The 20,000-nt window shown below is 42.3% G+C and carries 14 protein-coding genes, 1 tRNA gene, 4 rRNA genes, 1 other RNA gene and 1 other annotated feature (2 of these 21 cut by a window edge); of the genes, 17 read left to right on the top strand and 3 right to left on the bottom strand.

What is annotated here, in order from left to right; genetic code table 11:
- Both RI196_RS00055 and rrf read left to right on the top strand, forming a co-directional pair.
- A 23S ribosomal RNA gene (locus tag RI196_RS00055) occupies positions 1-1,620 on the top strand; it begins 1,312 nt to the left of the window's first position.
- A gap of 139 nt (positions 1,621-1,759) precedes the next feature.
- Positions 1,760-1,875: ribosomal RNA gene (gene rrf, locus RI196_RS00060) — 5S ribosomal RNA — on the top strand.
- Positions 1,876-1,961: 86 nt separating this feature from the next.
- Here the strand turns inward: rrf and RI196_RS00065 are convergent.
- Positions 1,962-2,909 carry a YaaC family protein gene (locus RI196_RS00065; RefSeq protein ID WP_063388664.1) on the bottom strand — a complete coding sequence of 316 codons (948 nt, stop codon included), beginning with the start codon at positions 2,907-2,909 and terminating at the stop codon, positions 1,962-1,964.
- A gap of 118 nt (positions 2,910-3,027) precedes the next feature.
- Between RI196_RS00065 and guaB the strand changes: the two genes are divergently transcribed.
- The 5 genes from guaB to serS all read left to right on the top strand — a co-directional run bounded on the left by guaB (position 3,028) and on the right by serS (position 9,235).
- Positions 3,028-4,494, top strand: coding sequence for an IMP dehydrogenase (gene guaB, locus RI196_RS00070; protein ID WP_063388665.1), 1,467 nt, complete (start codon positions 3,028-3,030; stop codon positions 4,492-4,494).
- Between the two features lie 159 nt (positions 4,495-4,653).
- Entirely contained in the window at positions 4,654-6,012 is a 1,359-nt protein-coding gene (locus tag RI196_RS00075; protein ID WP_117017543.1) for a serine hydrolase, read from the top strand.
- A 141-nt stretch (positions 6,013-6,153) separates the two neighbouring features.
- A complete protein-coding gene (pdxS, locus tag RI196_RS00080) occupies positions 6,154-7,038 on the top strand; it encodes a pyridoxal 5'-phosphate synthase lyase subunit PdxS (protein WP_063388667.1) in 885 nt (294 codons plus the stop codon).
- Positions 7,039-7,051: 13 nt separating this feature from the next.
- On the top strand, positions 7,052-7,639 hold the full coding sequence (pdxT, locus tag RI196_RS00085) for a pyridoxal 5'-phosphate synthase glutaminase subunit PdxT (RefSeq protein ID WP_066251693.1): 588 nt from the start codon (positions 7,052-7,054) through the stop codon (positions 7,637-7,639).
- Positions 7,640-7,689: 50 nt separating this feature from the next.
- Positions 7,690-7,906 (top strand) — a binding site (T-box leader).
- A 48-nt stretch (positions 7,907-7,954) separates the two neighbouring features.
- On the top strand, positions 7,955-9,235 hold the full coding sequence (gene serS, locus RI196_RS00090; protein WP_063388675.1) for a serine--tRNA ligase: 1,281 nt from the start codon (positions 7,955-7,957) through the stop codon (positions 9,233-9,235).
- A gap of 74 nt (positions 9,236-9,309) precedes the next feature.
- Here serS and lhgD read toward each other — a convergent pair whose 3' ends face one another.
- The gene (lhgD, locus tag RI196_RS00095; protein ID WP_311066711.1) at positions 9,310-10,506 is read right to left on the bottom strand and encodes an L-2-hydroxyglutarate dehydrogenase; all 1,197 of its coding nucleotides are present in this window, start codon (positions 10,504-10,506) and stop codon (positions 9,310-9,312) included.
- A gap of 396 nt (positions 10,507-10,902) precedes the next feature.
- On the opposite strand from lhgD, the gene RI196_RS00100 reads away from it, so the two are divergent.
- Positions 10,903-10,995, top strand: a tRNA-Ser gene (locus tag RI196_RS00100).
- 245 nt (positions 10,996-11,240) lie between these two features.
- Here the strand turns inward: RI196_RS00100 and RI196_RS00105 are convergent.
- The gene (locus RI196_RS00105) at positions 11,241-12,527 is read right to left on the bottom strand and encodes a glycoside hydrolase family 18 protein (protein ID WP_130158354.1); all 1,287 of its coding nucleotides are present in this window, start codon (positions 12,525-12,527) and stop codon (positions 11,241-11,243) included.
- A gap of 132 nt (positions 12,528-12,659) precedes the next feature.
- Between RI196_RS00105 and tadA the strand changes: the two genes are divergently transcribed.
- From tadA to RI196_RS00150, 9 genes are all read left to right on the top strand, one after another.
- Positions 12,660-13,148, top strand: coding sequence for a tRNA adenosine(34) deaminase TadA (gene tadA, locus RI196_RS00110; RefSeq protein WP_063388670.1), 489 nt, complete (start codon positions 12,660-12,662; stop codon positions 13,146-13,148).
- A gap of 100 nt (positions 13,149-13,248) precedes the next feature.
- An RNA gene (gene ffs / locus RI196_RS00115) (signal recognition particle sRNA large type) lies at positions 13,249-13,513 on the top strand.
- Between the two features lie 565 nt (positions 13,514-14,078).
- Positions 14,079-15,761, top strand: a complete 1,683-nt coding sequence (dnaX, locus tag RI196_RS00120; RefSeq protein WP_063388671.1) for a DNA polymerase III subunit gamma/tau — start codon at positions 14,079-14,081, stop codon at positions 15,759-15,761.
- Between the two features lie 30 nt (positions 15,762-15,791).
- Positions 15,792-16,115 (top strand): YbaB/EbfC family nucleoid-associated protein, encoded by a 324-nt coding sequence (locus tag RI196_RS00125; RefSeq protein ID WP_375338795.1) that lies wholly within the window; start codon positions 15,792-15,794, stop codon positions 16,113-16,115.
- Between the two features lie 13 nt (positions 16,116-16,128).
- Positions 16,129-16,725, top strand: a complete 597-nt coding sequence (gene recR / locus RI196_RS00130; RefSeq protein ID WP_063388672.1) for a recombination mediator RecR — start codon at positions 16,129-16,131, stop codon at positions 16,723-16,725.
- A gap of 22 nt (positions 16,726-16,747) precedes the next feature.
- Entirely contained in the window at positions 16,748-16,963 is a 216-nt protein-coding gene (locus RI196_RS00135) for a YaaL family protein (protein WP_063388673.1), read from the top strand.
- Between the two features lie 115 nt (positions 16,964-17,078).
- Positions 17,079-17,345 (top strand): pro-sigmaK processing inhibitor BofA family protein, encoded by a 267-nt coding sequence (locus RI196_RS00140; RefSeq protein WP_063388674.1) that lies wholly within the window; start codon positions 17,079-17,081, stop codon positions 17,343-17,345.
- Between the two features lie 218 nt (positions 17,346-17,563).
- Positions 17,564-19,117, top strand: a 16S ribosomal RNA gene (locus RI196_RS00145).
- A gap of 138 nt (positions 19,118-19,255) precedes the next feature.
- Positions 19,256-20,000 (top strand): 23S ribosomal RNA (locus tag RI196_RS00150); it runs 2,187 nt beyond the window's last position.
- The 16S and 23S rRNA genes sit together here, the layout of an rRNA operon.

The raw sequence follows: 20,000 nt of genomic DNA on the forward strand, positions 1-20,000 counted from the left end.
GAAAGAGGGGTGAGAATCCCCTCCGCCGAAAGCCTAAGGTTTCCTGAGGAAGGCTCGTCCGCTCAGGGTTAGTCGGGACCTAAGCCGAGGCCGAAAGGCGTAGGTGATGGACAACAGGTTGATATTCCTGTACCACCTCCTCACCGTTTGAGCAATGGGGGGACGCAGGAGGATAGGGCAAGCGCGCGGCTGGATGTGCGCGTCCAAGCAGTTAGGCTGGCAAGCAGGCAAATCCGCTTGCCGGAAGGCTGAGCTGTGATGGCGAGGGAAAGGAAGTACCGAAGTTCCCGATTCCACACTGCCAAGAAAAGCCTCTAGCGAGGTGAGAGGTGCCCGTACCGCAAACCGACACAGGTAGGCGAGGAGAGAATCCTAAGGTGAGCGAGAGAACTCTCGTTAAGGAACTCGGCAAAATGACCCCGTAACTTCGGGAGAAGGGGTGCTCATCAAGGTGATAAGCCATGATGAGCCGCAGTGAAAAGGCCCAGGCGACTGTTTAGCAAAAACACAGGTCTCTGCGAAACCGTAAGGTGAAGTATAGGGGCTGACGCCTGCCCGGTGCTGGAAGGTTAAGGGGAGCGCTTAGCGAAAAGCGAAGGTGCGAACCGAAGCCCCAGTAAACGGCGGCCGTAACTATAACGGTCCTAAGGTAGCGAAATTCCTTGTCGGGTAAGTTCCGACCCGCACGAAAGGCGTAACGATCTGGGCACTGTCTCAACGAGAGACTCGGTGAAATTATAGTACCTGTGAAGATGCAGGTTACCCGCGACAGGACGGAAAGACCCCGTGGAGCTTTACTGCAGCCTGATATTGAATGTGGGTACAGCTTGTACAGGATAGGTAGGAGCCAGAGACGCGTGAGCGCCAGCTTGCGCTGAGGCGACGGTGGGATACTACCCTGGCTGTACTGACATTCTAACCCGCGCCCCTGATCGGGGCGGGAGACAGTGTCAGGTGGGCAGTTTGACTGGGGCGGTCGCCTCCTAAAAGGTAACGGAGGCGCCCAAAGGTTCCCTCAGAATGGTTGGAAATCATTCGGAGAGTGCAAAGGCAGAAGGGAGCTTGACTGCGAGACCTACAAGTCGAGCAGGGACGAAAGTCGGGCTTAGTGATCCGGTGGTTCCGCATGGAAGGGCCATCGCTCAACGGATAAAAGCTACCCCGGGGATAACAGGCTGATCTCCCCCAAGAGTCCACATCGACGGGGAGGTTTGGCACCTCGATGTCGGCTCATCGCATCCTGGGGCTGTAGTCGGTCCCAAGGGTTGGGCTGTTCGCCCATTAAAGCGGTACGCGAGCTGGGTTCAGAACGTCGTGAGACAGTTCGGTCCCTATCCGTCGCGGGCGCAGGAAATTTGAGAGGAGCTGTCCTTAGTACGAGAGGACCGGGATGGACGCACCGCTGGTGTACCAGTTGTCCCGCCAGGGGCACCGCTGGGTAGCTATGTGCGGAAGGGATAAGCGCTGAAAGCATCTAAGCGTGAAGCCCCCCTCAAGATGAGATTTCCCATCGCTAAAAGCGAGTAAGATCCCTTGAAGATGACGAGGTAGATAGGTCCGAGGTGGAAGCGTGGTGACACGTGGAGCTGACGGATACTAATCGATCGAGGACTTAACCAAGAAAGAGCATCTATTCGTGAAGGAACCGTTATCTAGTTTTGAAAGAATGATATTCAAAAAAGTGTTGACAACTGCGATCAAAAAGTTATAATAGTAGTTGTCCATCGAACTGAATGGAACAATGAATAGAAAAAAATTGCTTGGTGGCAATGGCGAAGAGGTCACACCCGTTCCCATCCCGAACACGGAAGTTAAGCTCTTCAGCGCCGATGGTAGTGAGGGTTTGTCCCTTGCGAGAGTAGGACGCTGCCAGGCAAAAACAAAAAGCAGCAAAACAGCTGCTTTTTTTGTATATAATCATATTTTTGTTAAAGAAGCAGCACAACTACCGTTGGCTGCTTTTATCCATTGAAAATATGGTTTAAATACATTAAGGTTAACCAAGGAATTTTTTTTAATGTGATTTCCATAAATTGATGAATAAAAACGTAATCATCACTATGATGGTTATACATAAGATCATACAGCCATTCGGTTTCATATCGGGAAATCATGCTTAAGTTATAAAGCACAAGGTAGTGGATTAATATTTCCGGCATTAATTTTATATCTTCTTTCGCAGCCGGCAGATAATATTGTTTATTATAAAAGTTGAATAAATAGGAGGATTTCCATAAATAGTGAAATTCGGCTGAATGGGAAAAATAAAGTGAATCTACATCTTCGTTTGAAAGCATCCAATGAAGCTGGCTTTGTAAAATCTCAGCAAGACGCTTAGAGGTAATACAGTAACGATTTGCTATTTCTTTATGTACAATGATGAATGTGTCATTTGTCTCAATTGGGATGGTCGTTGGGATTTGTAAATGAAACTGATATAGATCGCTTAATTCGGGGATTCTTTTCAAAAGGGAATCCATGGAAAATTTTTCTCCAGGCGTGTGATTTAATTGAAAAAGATTGAGGGCAGCATGGCGATATAAACCATTTTTTTGCACCTTAACTTCATCTTTTAAAAAGTTATAATTATGTTTTTTTCGTTTCCTTGTTGATACCCCATGGGATAAAACAGCTGAAGAGGAAGGATAATGAGCATCGACTGTCAGAAGCAGTGCCTTTATCAGCTGGCTGATGCCGTAAAAAGCTAAAACCGGTTTGATCATGATCGGGGCTGTATCAGCCATTTTGTAATAATTTTCTCCATGTTTTAAAAAATAAATAAATGTATAGCAGTTTTGATAAGATGTTTGTTCAGGCTCATGCACGTTAAGTTTTTGATAATGTTTGGTAAGCAGCCGTTGGACTGTTTGAGCAGAGTGAAATGATGAATAAAAATTCCAAATCGACAATGAGACCCCTCCATAACAACTATTCTAAAAATTTAAATTCTTTGTGGATTTCTTGACAGCATCTTTAGCAATTGTTAATCTACATATAATATTTTGCCGTGATTAGGGGGTTTTAATAATGTGGGAATCAAAATTTTTAAAGGAAGGCTTAACGTTCGATGATGTTTTGTTAATTCCTGCCAAGTCAGAGGTTTTGCCGCGTGATGTGGACTTAAGTGTTGAGCTCACGAAGACGTTAAAATTGAATATTCCAATTATCAGCGCAGGAATGGATACTGTTACCGAATCAGAAATGGCGATTGCTATGGCGCGCCAAGGAGGATTGGGCATTATCCATAAAAATATGTCGATTGAACAGCAAGCTGAGCAAGTAGATAAAGTAAAACGTTCTGAGCGCGGTGTTATTACAGATCCGTTTTTCCTTACTCCGGACCATCAAGTATATGATGCGGAACATTTAATGAGCAAATATCGGATTTCTGGTGTTCCGATTGTGAACAATGCAGAGGAACAAAAGCTTGTAGGTATTATTACAAACAGAGATTTACGTTTTATACAAGATTATTCTACAAAAATTTCTGAAGTGATGACGAAAGAAAATCTAGTTACAGCTCCTGTAGGCACAACATTGGAAGAAGCTGAAAAAGTTTTGCAAAAATATAAAATTGAAAAGCTCCCGATTGTAGATGATAAAGGCATATTAAAAGGCCTTATTACGATTAAAGATATTGAAAAAGTAATTGAGTTTCCAAATTCAGCTAAAGATGCCCATGGAAGATTGATCGTCGGCGCTGCAGTAGGTGTAACATCTGATACGATGCTGCGCGTTAAAAAACTAGTGGAAGCAAATGTGGATGTTATTGTCGTGGATACGGCGCATGGACATTCAAAAGGAGTTTTAGAAACAGTAAGGAAAATTCGTGATGCTTATCCAGATTTAAATATTATTGCAGGAAATGTTGCAACAGCTGAAGGAACGAGAGCTCTCATAGAAGCTGGAGCAGACATTGTGAAGGTTGGAATTGGCCCTGGTTCCATTTGTACTACTCGTGTGGTAGCAGGTGTTGGGGTGCCGCAAATTACAGCCATATATGATTGTGCGACAGAAGCAAGAAAGCACGGAGTAGCTATCATTGCTGATGGCGGAATAAAATATTCAGGAGATATTGTAAAAGCATTGGCTGCAGGTGGACATGCCGTCATGTTAGGAAGTTTGCTTGCAGGTACATCTGAAAGCCCGGGAGAAACAGAAATTTACCAAGGGCGTCGATTTAAAGTATATCGCGGCATGGGTTCAGTTGCAGCGATGGAAAAAGGTAGCAAAGACCGTTATTTCCAAGAAGACAACAAAAAATTTGTTCCAGAAGGAATTGAAGGCCGCATCCCATATAAAGGACCGTTGGCAGAGACAATTTACCAACTTGTCGGCGGTGTGAGATCAGGTATGGGATATTGCGGAGCAAAAAATTTATATGAGCTCCGTGAGCATTCACAATTTATCCGGATGACTGGTGCAGGATTAAGAGAAAGCCATCCGCATGATGTTCAAATTACAAAAGAGGCTCCTAATTATTCCATTTCTTAACAACTGACAGTTCAATAGTCTTATTTAAAAAATTACGACTTTTAGACAGAGTAGAGACTCTGTCTATTTTTTTTATAAGATGTATGTTAAAATCAATTTTGTTGTGTTAACTATTAATTATTTTTTAAAATAGATATTTTCAAATAAATGGAGGTAATCATGGTGCACTTCACGAAAAAATTCATCTCGGCTCTCGTCATCACGTTTTTATTGATGACGGCATTTTCCCCTTTGTCTCCCAAAATAAATGCTGAAGAAAATGACCCATTGGGCATCAATGCCTCTGCAGCCATTGCCGTTGAAGCCTCTACAGGGAAAATTGTGTACGGAAAAAATATTGATAAAACTCTTGGAGTTGCAAGTATGACAAAAATGATGACTGAATACTTGCTGCTGGAAGCGATCCATGAAAAGAAAGTTTCTTGGGATCAAACATATCGTCCAAGTGATTATGTTTACAAAATTTCCCAAAATCGCAGTTTATCCAATGTCCCTTTAAGAAAAGATGGAAGTTATACAATAAAAGAGTTATATGAAGCAATGGCCATTTATTCTGCAAATGGTGCGGCGATTGCAGTGGCAGAAGTGATCGGTGGATCGGAAACAAATTTTGTGAAAATGATGAATGAAAAAGCGAAAGAACTAGGCTTGAAGCATACGAAGTTTGTAAATGCGACAGGTTTAAACAATAGAGACTTAATGGGGATGCATCCGGAAGGAACAGGTGAGGAAGAAGAAAATGTAATGTCTGCGAGAGACGTTGCCAGCCTTGCGTACCATCTTTTAAAGGAGTATCCTGAGATTTTAGAAACGGCCAAAATTACGAGAAAAGCTTTTCGAGAAGGTACGGATGATGAGATTAAAATGGAAAACTGGAACTGGATGCTGCCTGGATTAGTTTATGGTACAGAAGGTGTAGACGGGTTAAAAACAGGATATACCGATTTTGCGGGCTCCTGCTTTACGGGAACAGCCGAACGGAACGGAATGCGAATCATCACAGTTGTTATGAATGCGAAAGGTAAAGGGAGCAACAATTACGTACATCGTTTTAGTGAAACTAGAAAACTAATGGACTATGTTTTCAGCAATTTTTCCATTGAGGAATTATTTCCTGCGCAATATCAAATAAAAAATAAATCAACTGTATCTGTTGTAAAAGGAAAAGAGAAAAAAGTAGAAATAGAAACAAAAGATTCTTTAAAGCTCCCTATTAAACGTGGGGAAAAAGACCAGTATGAGCCGAAATATGTTTTAGATAAAAAGCTTTTAACTGCGAACGGAGAGCTGACTGCACCAATTAAAAAGGGCGCCAAGGTCGGGTATATGTCCGTAGAATATAAAGGGAACAGCCAGGATTACGGATTTGTAACAGGTGAATCCGAAGCGAAAGTTGATGTAGTGACAAAAACAAAAGTCGAAAAAGCTAACTGGTTTGTATTATCAATGAGAGGCATTGGTAGTTTTTTTGGTGATGTATGGAACGGAGCAGCAAACATGGTAAAAAGCTGGTTTTAATGCATAACTCCTAACATTTTGTTGGGGGTTTTTACTATATTTAAAATAAAAGAAATCCTTGAAATTTGATAGGAATTTTATAAAAATTAGGATAAAATAGACGTATGCATTTGAATGTATCATTAAGGAGGAACTATAGAAATGGCAATTACAGGTACTGATCGAGTAAAAAGGGGAATGGCCGAAATGCAAAAAGGCGGCGTCATCATGGATGTGGTCAATGCAGAACAGGCCAAAATTGCTGAAGAAGCAGGTGCGGTTGCCGTCATGGCGCTGGAAAGAGTTCCTGCTGACATTCGTGCGGCAGGCGGGGTTGCCCGCATGGCTGATCCGACGATTATTGAAGAGGTCATGAACGCGGTTACGATTCCAGTAATGGCAAAATGCCGTATTGGACATATTGTAGAAGCTCGAGTATTAGAAGCGCTCGGTGTTGATTATATTGATGAAAGTGAAGTGTTGACACCGGCTGATGAAGAGTTTCATATAAATAAGCGGGAATTTACGGTTCCATTTGTTTGTGGCTGCCGTGATTTAGGAGAAGCAGCTCGCCGAATTGGAGAAGGTGCTTCCATGCTCAGAACGAAGGGCGAACCGGGAACTGGCAACATTGTAGAAGCAGTTCGTCACATGCGGAAAGTGAATGCACAGGTTCGGAAAATTGTCGGCATGAGCGAAGATGAGCTAATGACGGAAGCAAAAAATTTAGGAGCCCCGTATGAAGTGCTGCTACAAATTAAAAAGGAAGGACGACTCCCTGTCGTGAATTTTGCTGCTGGCGGCGTTGCAACACCTGCTGACGCAGCGTTGATGATGCAGCTTGGTGCAGATGGTGTGTTTGTCGGCTCAGGTATTTTTAAATCTGAAAATCCAGGAAAGTATGCCCGGGCAATTGTGGAAGCGACCACACACTATGAGGATTATGAATTAATCGCTCATTTATCGAAAGATCTTGGAACTGCGATGAAAGGGATCGATATTTCTTCATTGCTTCCGGAACATCGTATGCAAGAACGTGGTTGGTAAAGGAGAATACAAAATGAAAGTAGGAGTTTTGGCACTCCAAGGTGCTGTGAGGGAGCATATTCAGTCAATCGAAGCTTGTGGTGCAGAAGGCGTAAAAATTAAAAAATCCGAACAATTGCAAAATATCGATGGACTTATTTTACCAGGCGGCGAAAGCACGACAATGAGAAGATTGATTGAAAAGTATGGGTTGATGGACCCTTTGAAAGAATTTATAAAGGGAGGAAAACCTGTTTTCGGTACATGTGCTGGTCTTATTTTGCTGGCGAAGCAAATTGTGGGACAAGATGAACCGCACCTTGGTGTATTGGATGTGGTCGTTGAACGGAATTCTTTCGGCCGTCAGCGTGAAAGTTTTGAAGCGGAATTAACCATTGCAGGAGTTGGGGACGATTTTATAGGTGTGTTTATTCGCGCTCCGCATATTGTAGAAGCAGGAGAAAATGTTGAAATTTTAGCAAAACATGAGGATCGAATTGTTGCTGTTCGACAAGGCCACATTCTTGGATGTTCATTCCATCCGGAATTGACGGATGATCATCGATTTGTGCAATATTTTTTAAATATGGTGAAGGAATCAAACGAGAAAGTTCATGCATAAAAAAGTTGAACAAACCCTAAACTTATAGTAAATTTATGAATATAAATAGATCTAAAGCAATGAGAGGAACTAGTAGCAAGTTGTTTTTCTTAAGAGAGCTGGTGGTTGGTGGAAACCAGTGAAAAACGCTTGTGAATCCGTCCTTGAGTGAAATGCTGAATGCAAGTTTTTGTTAGTAAGCATTTACGGCAAAAACCGTTACCTTTGTAAGTGGAAGGCTGATGCCTTCAAGCAGGGTGGCAACGCGGGTATACTCTCGTCCCTTTTTGGACGGGAGTTTTTATTTTGAATATAAAAGCGAAAGGAGTGTCCATGATGCTTGATATGAAATTTTTACGGTCAAATTTTGAAGAAATAAAAAAGAAGCTTGAACACCGTGGAGAGGATTTAACTGATTTTGATCAATTTGTTGACTTGGATAAAAAGCGTCGTGAACTAATTGTTACGACGGAAGAATTAAAAAGCAAAAGAAATGAAGTATCTTCTAAAATCGCCGAATTGAAAAGAGAAAAGAAAGACACAGATCATTTAATTCAAGAAATGCGTCAAGTAGGAGAACGCATCAAAACACTTGATGAGGAATTAAAAGAGATTGAAGAAAAGTTAGAAACCTTGATTTTGTCGATTCCAAACATTCCGCATGAGAGCGTTCCAGTCGGCGATTCAGAGGAAGATAATGTAGAAGTCCGCAAATGGGGAGAAATCCCGACCTTTCGTTTTGAACCAAAACCTCATTGGGAAATTGCCGACCAATTAGGAATTCTCGATTTTGAAAGAGCCGGCAAGGTGACCGGCAGCCGCTTTGTATTTTATAAAGGTTTGGGCGCAAGATTAGAAAGGGCGCTTATCAGTTTTATGATAGATTTGCACGTTGAAGAACATGGCTATGAGGAAGTTTTGCCTCCGTATATAGTGAACCGTACAAGCATGATCGGAACAGGACAGCTTCCGAAGTTTGAGGAAGACGCTTTTAAAATTCAAGGTGAGGATTATTTCTTAATACCAACAGCGGAAGTTCCTGTCACAAATTTGCACCGTGATGAAATTTTACAGGAGAAGCAGCTTCCAATCAATTATGTAGCGTACAGCGCTTGCTTCCGTTCTGAGGCAGGGGCGGCCGGAAGAGATACGCGCGGCCTTATTCGCCAGCATCAATTTAACAAAGTGGAGCTTGTGAAAATTGTAAAGCCTGAAGATTCTTATGAGGAATTAGAAAAATTAACAAGTCATGCTGAAAACGTATTGAAGCTGTTAGGACTTCCATATCGAGTTATGAGCATGTGTACAGCTGATTTAGGCTTTACGGCAGCAAAAAAATATGATCTTGAAGTATGGCTTCCAAGCTATCAAACATATCGTGAAATTTCTTCTTGCAGCAACTTTGAAGCGTTTCAGGCTCGCCGGGCGAATATACGGTTCCGACGGGATCCGAAAGCAAAGCCTGAGCATGTGCATACGTTAAATGGTTCTGGGCTTGCAATAGGTCGTACAGTAGCAGCCATTTTGGAAAATTACCAGCAAGAAGACGGATCTGTCGTCATTCCGGAAGTGCTGCGTCCATATATGGGAAATAAAACAGTAATTAGTAAAAAGTAATTCTTACTGAATAGAAAAAATGAAAGGGGGTAGGAGGGGTTCTTCCATATCCCCCTTTTATGTACAAATGTATTTTATATAGGCTGCCGTTGTATCATTTGTTTGGCAATTGTTCTTCCTATTTCAATGGATGCTGTCGCTGCAGGAGATGGAGCGTTCAGCACATGAATGGACCGTTTCGTTGGTACAATATAAAAATCATCGATTAAAGCCCCGTCTTTACTTAAAGCTTGAGCTCGGACACCAGATGGTCCAGGCAGCAAATCTTCTTCTGTAATATCGGGCATGAGTTTTTGAACATTTTCGACAAACTTTTTCTTTGACATCGATCGAATCATTTCTTCGAGTCCTTCTTTCATATATTGACCTGCTAATTTCCAAAAACCGGGGAACGTTAATACTTCAAATAAATCTTTCATATTTGCGTCGCTTTTTTTATACCCTTCTCTTTTCAAGCTTAAAACAGCATTTGGACCTATATCTATAGATCCGTCAATCATTCTAGTAAAGTGAACGCCTAAAAATGGAAAATTAGGATTTGGTACAGGATAGATTAAGTTTTTAACTAAATATGATTTTTGCGGATTTAACATATAATATTCTCCACGGAATGGAACAATTTTCACATCCGTATACAGATTTGCTATTTTAGCAATACGATCGCTGTTAAGTCCTGCACAATTTATAAAAAATCGGCTTTGAAAGGTTTTGTTTGCTGTTTCAACGATAACTTCTTGTTTTTTTTCATGAATCACTTCTACTTTTTCGTTTAAAAAGATCTCCCCGCCCTTTTCGAGGATTAAATCTGCCATCCGTTCACTAACAAGACGGAAATTTACAATACCTGTTGATGGAACATGAATGGCTTCTATTCCATTCACATAAGGTTCAAATTCATGAAGCTCCTCCTTTGAAATTTTCCGGATATTGAGGCCGTTTTTTAATCCGCGTTGGAACAGCTTCTCAAGCTCCTCCCGCTCATGTTCATCGCTGGCAACGATTACTTTGCCGCAGACTTCATAAGGGATATCGTATTTTTGGCAAAACATGATCATTGCCTGATTACCTTTTTTCGCAAGCTGCGCCTTATAGCTCCCGGGCTTGTAATATATACCGGAATGGATCACCCCGCTGTTATGACCCGTTTGATGGGAGGCAACTTTATTTTCTTTTTCGATTATTGCCACTTTTGCGTTTGGGTGTAGTTCATATATTGCCAATGCAGTGGATAAGCCGACTATTCCTCCGCCGACAATTACATAATCATACATATTTTTCTCCGTCCTCCTCTAGTCATCCGCAAGCTTCTCACTCTGATTTTTTAAGGGATTTACGTTTTGCACTAGGCTTCAGTTGTTTTTATACATGCTGTTTTAAAAGCGCGGCAAATCAATGCAAAGATAGCAGCCGATTGCGGGGAAAAGATGCCTTTGTTCATGTCCCGAAAAAACTAGTGTCCATTTGTGAGCGCTTTAAATTAACTTGCAATACAAGTTTATAACATGATGAATGAAATACAATCGATTTTTTTTCGAATTTTTTAATTTTTTCTATTTAAAAAAATAAGCTTCTTTGTAAAGAAGCGTTTAAGGAAAAAAATTATTTGATAACTTTTATGAGTTTATTGACATACATTTTATACTGTGCTATATTAGTCCATGTCATATGGAGGAGTACCCAAGTCTGGCTGAAGGGGTCGGTCTTGAAAACCGAGAGGCGGGTCAAACCGCGCGGGGGTTCGAATCCCTCCTCCTCCGCCATTATTTACCGAGTGCGCATAAATTGGAGATTGGCTAAATTCGTTACGGGCTGTAACGAATTTTTTATTTTTTAAAACAAAATGGCTAATCCTCATGGAAAACAAAAATCATCGATATAAACGTTAAAGGGGCGTCTATAAGCTGAAAAGCAACTTATTAGGCACCTCTTTTATTTTTTTGAAAAACAAAACAGAAATTCCTCATATTTAAGATCATTTGATCAATAGTTGTTTATAAAGAAGTATTTATTTTTTTACAACTTGAAAATTATCGATAATCAACAGCCAATTTTGCGGAAACGAAATTCCTAGTTTCCAATAGCTGACACCTCGCAAATGCAGCTCTTTTACAAGATCGAATTTGGCTTGTATGGAACGGGCATCTTCAAACCAAACTTCATGAACCTTTTGGTTTTCATCCGTATATCGAAAAGTAGGGGCTTGGGCTTCTTCATCAAATTTGATTTCTGCATTGTATTTTGATGCAAGCTGAATCGCCTGCTGCGGACTTATCGCTTTTGCGTAAGGCCCGCCTTGCACAAAGGGAAGAGTCCAGTCATAACCGTATAAATTTTGTCCCATCATAATTTTCTGTGGAGGAATCTCCGTAACGGCATATTCGAGTACATCACGGACTGGGCCGATAGGAGAAACAGCCATTGGCGGTCCGCCGCTGTACCCCCATTCATATGTCATAATGACGACCCAATCCACAATTTCTCCATGTGCTTTATAGTCGTGGGCCTCGTACCATTGTCCTTTTTGCTCTGCGCTTGTTTTAGGGGCTAATGCAGAGGAAATGAACCACCCTTCACTGTGAATCCTGTCTCTCGCCCTTCGCAAAAATTGATTATAGGCTTCCCGGTCGGCAGGAAACAAATATTCAAAATCAAAGTGAATATCTCGAAACTGATATTTTTTTGCTGTGGCAATAATATTATTTAAAAATTTAGTTTGTACATCATCGTCTGTCAGCAATATATGCCCTAACTCTGCACTAAATTGATTGTTCTCCAAATTTGTGACAGCCATTGAAAACACTAAATTTTGTTCATTAGCAATAGTTTGCAAGTTCCCAATCGGTGGCTCTTTTAAAGAACCGTCACGTTGTGCTTGAAAGCTAAAATGGGTAAGGTAGGTTAAATAAGGGGCAGTCTCTCTTGCGCTGTCTTCGAGATTTTGGCTGACTTGAGCACCAAGCGGTTCTAAATATACATTAAATTCTGCTTGCCGTTTAGGCCGTTCTGGGATATATAATCGAAGGCCAATAGGCAATAATTGATTTATATTCAGTCCATTTACTGCTGCAAGCTCAAATACAGACGTACCAAATTTTCTTGAAATGCTCCAAAGGCTGTCTCCCCGTTGAACGGTGTAAAATTGTCCGATGATTGGAATAACAATTGCTTGACCTACAACAAGCTGATCAGGATTAGGAATTTCATTTGCTTCAACGATGGCTGTTATAGATGTTCCATATGTTTGTGCAATGGAATAAAGCGTTTGCCCAGATTGAACAACATGAATTAGCAAAATCATGACCTCCTGTAAAAACTGTTTGTAAATTTTATGTTTTCATCGCAGAAAACATGCTTTTGGAAAAGGTTGAAAGGAACCCGCACTTTTTTTAAGATGAAATTATATCGATAGGATGAGGAGCAAAAAATGACTAAAGACGAATATTATATGACTTTAGCAATTGAAGAGGCGAAGAAGGCGGAAAAGATTGGCGAGGTTCCGATTGGTGCTGTGCTTGTTGTAGATGATGTAGTGGTTGCAAAAGCTCATAATTTGAGGGAAACCGAGCAGAGGTCAATCGCTCATGCGGAAATATTGGCAATTGATGAGGCGTGCAGGAAGCTTCGAACGTGGAGACTCGAGAACTCGACGCTATATGTGACGCTTGAGCCATGTCCAATGTGTGCAGGAGCGATTGTAATGTCAAGAATTGAACGTGTAGTTTTCGGCGCTTTCGATCCGAAGGCTGGTTGTGCAGGAACGTTAATGAATTTATTAAATGAACCTCGTTTCAATCATCAAACAGAAGTAATTTCAGGCGTGAAGCAGGAGCAATGCAGTGAAATGTTAACCTGTTTTTTTCAAAAGTTGCGGGAAGAGAAAAAACGGTTGAAAATGAAAAATAAAAACAATTGAATTTTTTAACATATTGGGAAGCGTTGCATTTTCTCGAAAAAACATATATACTAAATTTGCGTCCTTAAACGGCGCAAAGTGAAAATCGGTTTAAACTTTGCCGTGCTAAGCGGGGAGGTAGCGGTGCCCTGTACTCGCAATCCGCTCTAGCGAGGCCGAATTCCTTCTCGAGGTTAGTATATTTTAGGGTCTGCCTCAAGTAAGTGGTGTTGACGTTTGGGTCCTGTGCAATGAGAATCCATGAACCATGTCAGGTCCGGAAGGAAGCAGCATTAAGTGGAAGCTCTCATGTGCCGCAGGGTTGCCTGAACTGAGCTAACTGCTTGAGTAACGCCTAGGGTTGCTAATCGACAGAAGGTGCACGGCAGTTATTATATCAAACAATAAGATCCCCTTATAGTAGGCAGAAAAAGAAAAGTCTGTCAACTATAAGGGGATTTTTTTGATGAGAGAAATATGAACAGCGTATGATGTAAAGCTTAAAAAATGTAATGAGGACATTGGTTTAAAATATGGATTGATGCATGATGGGGAAAACACTTTAAGCAGAAAGAAATGAAGAAAATATTAGGAAGACTTTAAAACTCCCCAAGAAGATCTTGAAACAAAAGTATCCTTAGCGGCTAAAACCATACAGAATACGCCGTCCCATTTCAAGTCTCATCCATACTTTTTCCGCACGTCCGAAAAGATGAAGGATGCATTATGCAATATAACTATCAACGGCTTCAAAAGAGAAACAGCTTAAAGTCCTAATGAATATCGGTCTCAGGCTGTTTACATGTGCTGTCTATTTAACTGGAGACGTTTTTACAGAGATCGGTTTTATTTTTTTCATAAGTTTTTTATCCTTCTTATGGAAAACTTACATTCGTTTAAACAATCAGGTATAATAAATGAAAGATTACTGTATAAAGGGGAGGGCGTTACTTGAGTTATCAGGCTTTATACCGAGCATGGAGGCCACAGCAGTTTCGTGATGTCGTGGGACAAGAACACGTCACGAAAACATTGCAAAATGCCCTTTTACAAAATAAATTTTCGCATGCTTATCTTTTCACAGGTCCTAGAGGAACAGGTAAAACAAGCGCTGCAAAAATATTTGCGAAAGCGGTCAACTGCCAACAAGCACCAATTGCAGAGCCTTGTAATGAGTGTCCTGCATGTAAAGGAATCACGGAAGGATCGATTTCGGACGTTATTGAAATTGATGCAGCTTCTAATAATGGAGTAGATGAAATTCGCGATATTCGCGATAAAGTCAAATTTGCACCTGCGGCGGTCAAATATAAAGTATATATTATTGATGAAGTTCATATGCTTTCAATCGGAGCATTTAATGCTTTATTAAAAACGCTTGAAGAACCTCCAAAACATGTGATTTTTATTTTGGCTACAACTGAACCTCATAAAATTCCGCTTACCATTATTTCGAGATGTCAACGCTTTGATTTCCGGCGTATTTCTGTTCAATCCATCGTACGTCGCATGAAGGAAATTGTGGAAAATCAATCGATCAAGGTTGAAGAGGAAGCGTTAAAGGTTATTGCGAGCTCGGCTGATGGTGGGATGCGAGATGCACTGAGTCTGTTGGACCAAGCCATCTCTTTTAGCGATGATAAAGTCACATTGGAGGATGTATTATTTATAACTGGATCGGTTTCTCATAAGATGCTCGCAAATTTGGTCCGATTTATTTTTGAGAACAATGTTACGGAAGCTTTAAAAACTATCCACGAATGGTTGGATCAAGGGAAAGATCCTTTAAAATTAATTGAAGATCTCATTTATTACTATCGCGACATGTTATTATATAAATCGGCTCCAAACTTAGAGGAAGTAATGGAACGAGTCGCAATAGACGATGCGTTCGTTTCATTGTGCGAACAAATTCCTATTGAGCAAATTTATGAGACGATTGAAGTTTTGAATCAAAGCCAGCAGGAGATGAAATGGACGAATCATCCCCGTATTTTTGTAGAAGTAGCGATTGTGAAATTATGTCAAACTGAGCGTGTGCAGCCGCCTTCAGTTCATTATGAAGAACTTCTTAATCGAATACAGGAACTTGAACGCACAATATCTTCATTAGTTCAGCATGGAGTTCAAGAACAGTCGCCTGTTAAACAAGAAGCAAAAGTACAAAAAACAATCCAAAGCGGTTATAAAACGCCTGTTGACCGCATTTATGATATTTTGAGAAATGCTACTCGAAAAGATTTGGATTTAGTGAAAAGCCGATGGGGAGATCTGTTAACAACGCTAAAGCAGCAAAATAAAGTGTCGCATGCAGCCCTTTTAAATGAAAGTGAACCAGTTGCTGCTTGCGAATATGCTTTTGTGCTAAAATTTAAATATGAAATCCATTGTAAAATGGTGGCGGAAAATCAAAATCATGTATTAACAAACCTCCAAACGATTTTACAAGGACTCATTGGACGTCAAATGGAGATGATTGGCGTTCCGGAGAAAGAATGGGGTAAAATAAGGGAGGATTATTTGCGCAATCAACGATCAGACGATGCACATCAACAGGAGCATGAAGACGAAGATCCGCTTATTGCCGAAGCAAAAAAATTAGTTGGCACGGATCTGATTGAAATAAAAGAGTAAATAAATGCTTATGGAGGAGATAATATGATGATGCGTGGCGGTATGGGAAACATGCAAAAAATGATGAAGCAAATGCAAAAAATGCAAAAGGAGATGCAAAAGGCTCAGGAGGAGCTTGCTGAAAAAAAAGTGGAGGGAACTGCTGGCGGCGGTATGGTCACGGTTGTTGCAAACGGACATAAGGAAATTTTAGAAGTGAAAATCAATGAAGATGTTGTAGATCCTGAAGATATTGAAATGCTTCAAGATTTGGTATTGGCAGCAACAAACGATGCTCTTCGCAAAGTGGATGAGTTAACAAGCGAAACGATGGGAAGATTTACTAAAGGTATGAATTTGCCTGGGTTGTTCTAGGAGGATCTATTCGATGCAATATCCAGAACCGATATCAAAACTTATTGATAGCTTTATGAAGCTGCCAGGAATTGGTCCGAAAACGGCCGTTCGTCTGGCCTTTTTTGTTTTAAATATGAAGGAAGAAACAGTATTGGATTTCGCGAAAGCGCTTGTCAATGCAAAACGAAATTTATCATATTGCTCGATTTGCGGTCATATTACAGATGAAGATCCATGTTATCTTTGCAAAGATGAGCGCCGCGACAGAAGCATAATATGTGTGGTTCAAGACCCGAAAGACGTCATTGCAATGGAAAAAATGAAAGAATATAACGGTCTATATCATGTTCTGCATGGCGCCATTTCGCCAATGGACGGGATTGGTCCTGAAGATATTAATATCCCTGATTTGCTAAAACGTCTGCAAAATGATGAAATTCAAGAAGTAATTTTAGCAACAAATCCGAACATTGAGGGAGAAGCGACAGCAATGTATATCTCTCGCCTTTTAAAGCCTACAGGCATAAAAATCACAAGAATTGCTCATGGGCTGCCTGTTGGCGGTGATTTAGAATACGCGGACGAAGTCACACTTTCAAAAGCGCTGGAGGGAAGACGAGAGATTTGAAGAGAAAAGGAGTTTGCCAGACATGTTTATTCGGCGAAAGCAATGGTTGAGAAGAGAATTCGATCAGCTGCTTCTTCAAGATTTAATTGAGCTGAAGGAACATTGGGAGTATCAAAAGCGTTTAGTGGAAAAAAGCTTTGATCCTTCACCTGAGGTGCTTAGCAGTTTAAAATTAGCAGAAGCAAAATATTTATTTCTTTTAAAAGAAGCCAAAAAGAGAAATATCAAGATGGAATAGTAGGTAGAAGGAAGCAGCCACATTCCTGTTTGTTGTTTTCTTAGTTCTAAACAATATGAAATCTTTCATATTGTTAAAGTAAAGCCGAAATAAACAGGAAGGTGGGTTTTATATAATGGAGCCTTATATTATGATCATTTGCATTTTAGGGCTTTTATTCCTTCTGCTTCTTGCCGGTGCTTCTTTGAAACCGGTGAAATGGATAGGGAGTATTTTTATAAAAATTGTGATCGGGGCCTTGCTACTTTTTTTTGTTAATTCTTTTGGGACGAGTTTCGGTCTGCACGTGCCCATTAATATTGTTACATCATCTATTGCTGGTTTATTGGGGCTCCCCGGATTAGCTGCTTTAGTAATTATTAAAATGGTGATTATCCCTTGAAAAACACCTGTATACAGGCGGGTGTTTTTATTTTCAAAAAAAGTGTTGACATTATAAACAATCATGGTAAAATAATATTCGTCGCTAAGATACAAAATAAAAAAACATTGACAAATGAATTTTTGATTGATAAAATAGAAATCCTGATTGATCCTTGAAAACTGAACAAAACGAAAAGCGTGCCTGTTGATTCTAAAAGAGCATTTGGTGACAAACTTTTTTTGGAGAGTTTGATCCTGGCTCAGGACGAACGCTGGCGGCGTGCCTAATACATGCAAGTCGAGCGGACCGAAGGGAGCTTGCTCCTTTAGGTTAGCGGCGGACGGGTGAGTAACACGTGGGCAACCTGCCCTGCAGACTGGGATAACTTCGGGAAACCGGAGCTAATACCGGATAACACCGAAAACCGCATGGTTTTCGGTTGAAAGGCGGCTTTTAGCTGTCACTGCAGGATGGGCCCGCGGCGCATTAGCTAGTTGGTGAGGTAACGGCTCACCAAGGCGACGATGCGTAGCCGACCTGAGAGGGTGACCGGCCACACTGGGACTGAGACACGGCCCAGACTCCTACGGGAGGCAGCAGTAGGGAATCTTCCGCAATGGACGAAAGTCTGACGGAGCAACGCCGCGTGAGCGAAGAAGGTCTTCGGATCGTAAAGCTCTGTTGTCAGGGAAGAACAAGTACCGTTCGAACAGGGCGGTACCTTGACGGTACCTGACGAGGAAGCCACGGCTAACTACGTGCCAGCAGCCGCGGTAATACGTAGGTGGCAAGCGTTGTCCGGAATTATTGGGCGTAAAGCGCGCGCAGGCGGTTCCTTAAGTCTGATGTGAAATCTCGCGGCTCAACCGCGAGCGGCCATTGGAAACTGGGGAACTTGAGTGCAGGAGAGGGGAGCGGAATTCCACGTGTAGCGGTGAAATGCGTAGAGATGTGGAGGAACACCAGTGGCGAAGGCGGCTCTCTGGCCTGTAACTGACGCTGAGGCGCGAAAGCGTGGGGAGCGAACAGGATTAGATACCCTGGTAGTCCACGCCGTAAACGATGAGTGCTAAGTGTTAGAGGGTATCCACCCTTTAGTGCTGCAGCAAACGCATTAAGCACTCCGCCTGGGGAGTACGGCCGCAAGGCTGAAACTCAAAGGAATTGACGGGGACCCGCACAAGCGGTGGAGCATGTGGTTTAATTCGAAGCAACGCGAAGAACCTTACCAGGTCTTGACATCCCCTGACAACCCTAGAGATAGGGCGTTCCCCTTTCGGGGACAGGGTGACAGGTGGTGCATGGTTGTCGTCAGCTCGTGTCGTGAGATGTTGGGTTAAGTCCCGCAACGAGCGCAACCCTTGACCTTAGTTGCCAGCATTCAGTTGGGCACTCTAAGGTGACTGCCGGCTAAAAGTCGGAGGAAGGTGGGGATGACGTCAAATCATCATGCCCCTTATGACCTGGGCTACACACGTGCTACAATGGGTGGTACAAAGGGCAGCGAAACCGCGAGGTGGAGCGAATCCCAAAAAACCACTCTCAGTTCGGATTGCAGGCTGCAACTCGCCTGCATGAAGCCGGAATCGCTAGTAATCGCGGATCAGCATGCCGCGGTGAATACGTTCCCGGGTCTTGTACACACCGCCCGTCACACCACGAGAGTTTGTAACACCCGAAGTCGGTGGGGTAACCCTTACGGGAGCCAGCCGCCGAAGGTGGGACAAATGATTGGGGTGAAGTCGTAACAAGGTAGCCGTATCGGAAGGTGCGGCTGGATCACCTCCTTTCTAAGGATATATACATTGAAATAGGGTACGCTTTTCCGTTTTGTTTAGTTTTGAAGGATCATATCCTTCTTGATTGTTCTTTGAAAACTGGATAACGGAAAGACATTCACGAATAGATCGCTCATGTTAGGAAGAAACGGTTAAGTTAGAAAGGGCGCACGGTGGATGCCTTGGCACTAGGAGCCGATGAAGGACGGGACAAACACCGAAATGCTTCGGGGAGCTGTAAGTAAGCGTCGATCCGGAGATGTCCGAATGGGGGAACCCACTGCCCGTAATGGGGCAGTATCCATACCTGAATCCATAGGGTATGGAGGGCAACCCGGGGAACTGAAACATCTAAGTACCCGGAGGAAGAGAAAGCAACAGCGATTCCCTGAGTAGCGGCGAGCGAAACGGGAACAGCCCAAACCAAGAGGCGTGCCTCTTGGGGTTGTAGGACACTCGATTAAGGAGTGACAAAGGAACGGGGTAGACGAAGAGGTCTGGAAAGGCCCGTCAGAGAAGGTAACAACCCTGTAGTCGAAACTCCGTTCCCTCCCGAGTGGATCCTGAGTACGGCGGGACACGTGAAATCCCGTCGGAAGCAGGGAGGACCATCTCCCAAGGCTAAATACTCCCTAGTGACCGATAGTGAACCAGTACCGTGAGGGAAAGGTGAAAAGCACCCCGGGAGGGGAGTGAAAGAGAACCTGAAACCGTGTGCCTACAAGTAGTCAGAGCCCGTTAACGGGTGATGGCGTGCCTTTTGTAGAATGAACCGGCGAGTTGCGATTTCGTGCAAGGTTAAGCCGAAAGGCGGAGCCGCAGCGAAAGCGAGTCTGAAGAGGGCGAAATAGTACGAGGTCGCAGACCCGAAACCAGGTGATCTACCCATGTCCAG

The sequence above is a fragment of the Aeribacillus composti genome (assembly GCF_031760945.1).
Classification (GTDB): domain Bacteria; phylum Bacillota; class Bacilli; order Bacillales; family Aeribacillaceae; genus Aeribacillus; species Aeribacillus composti.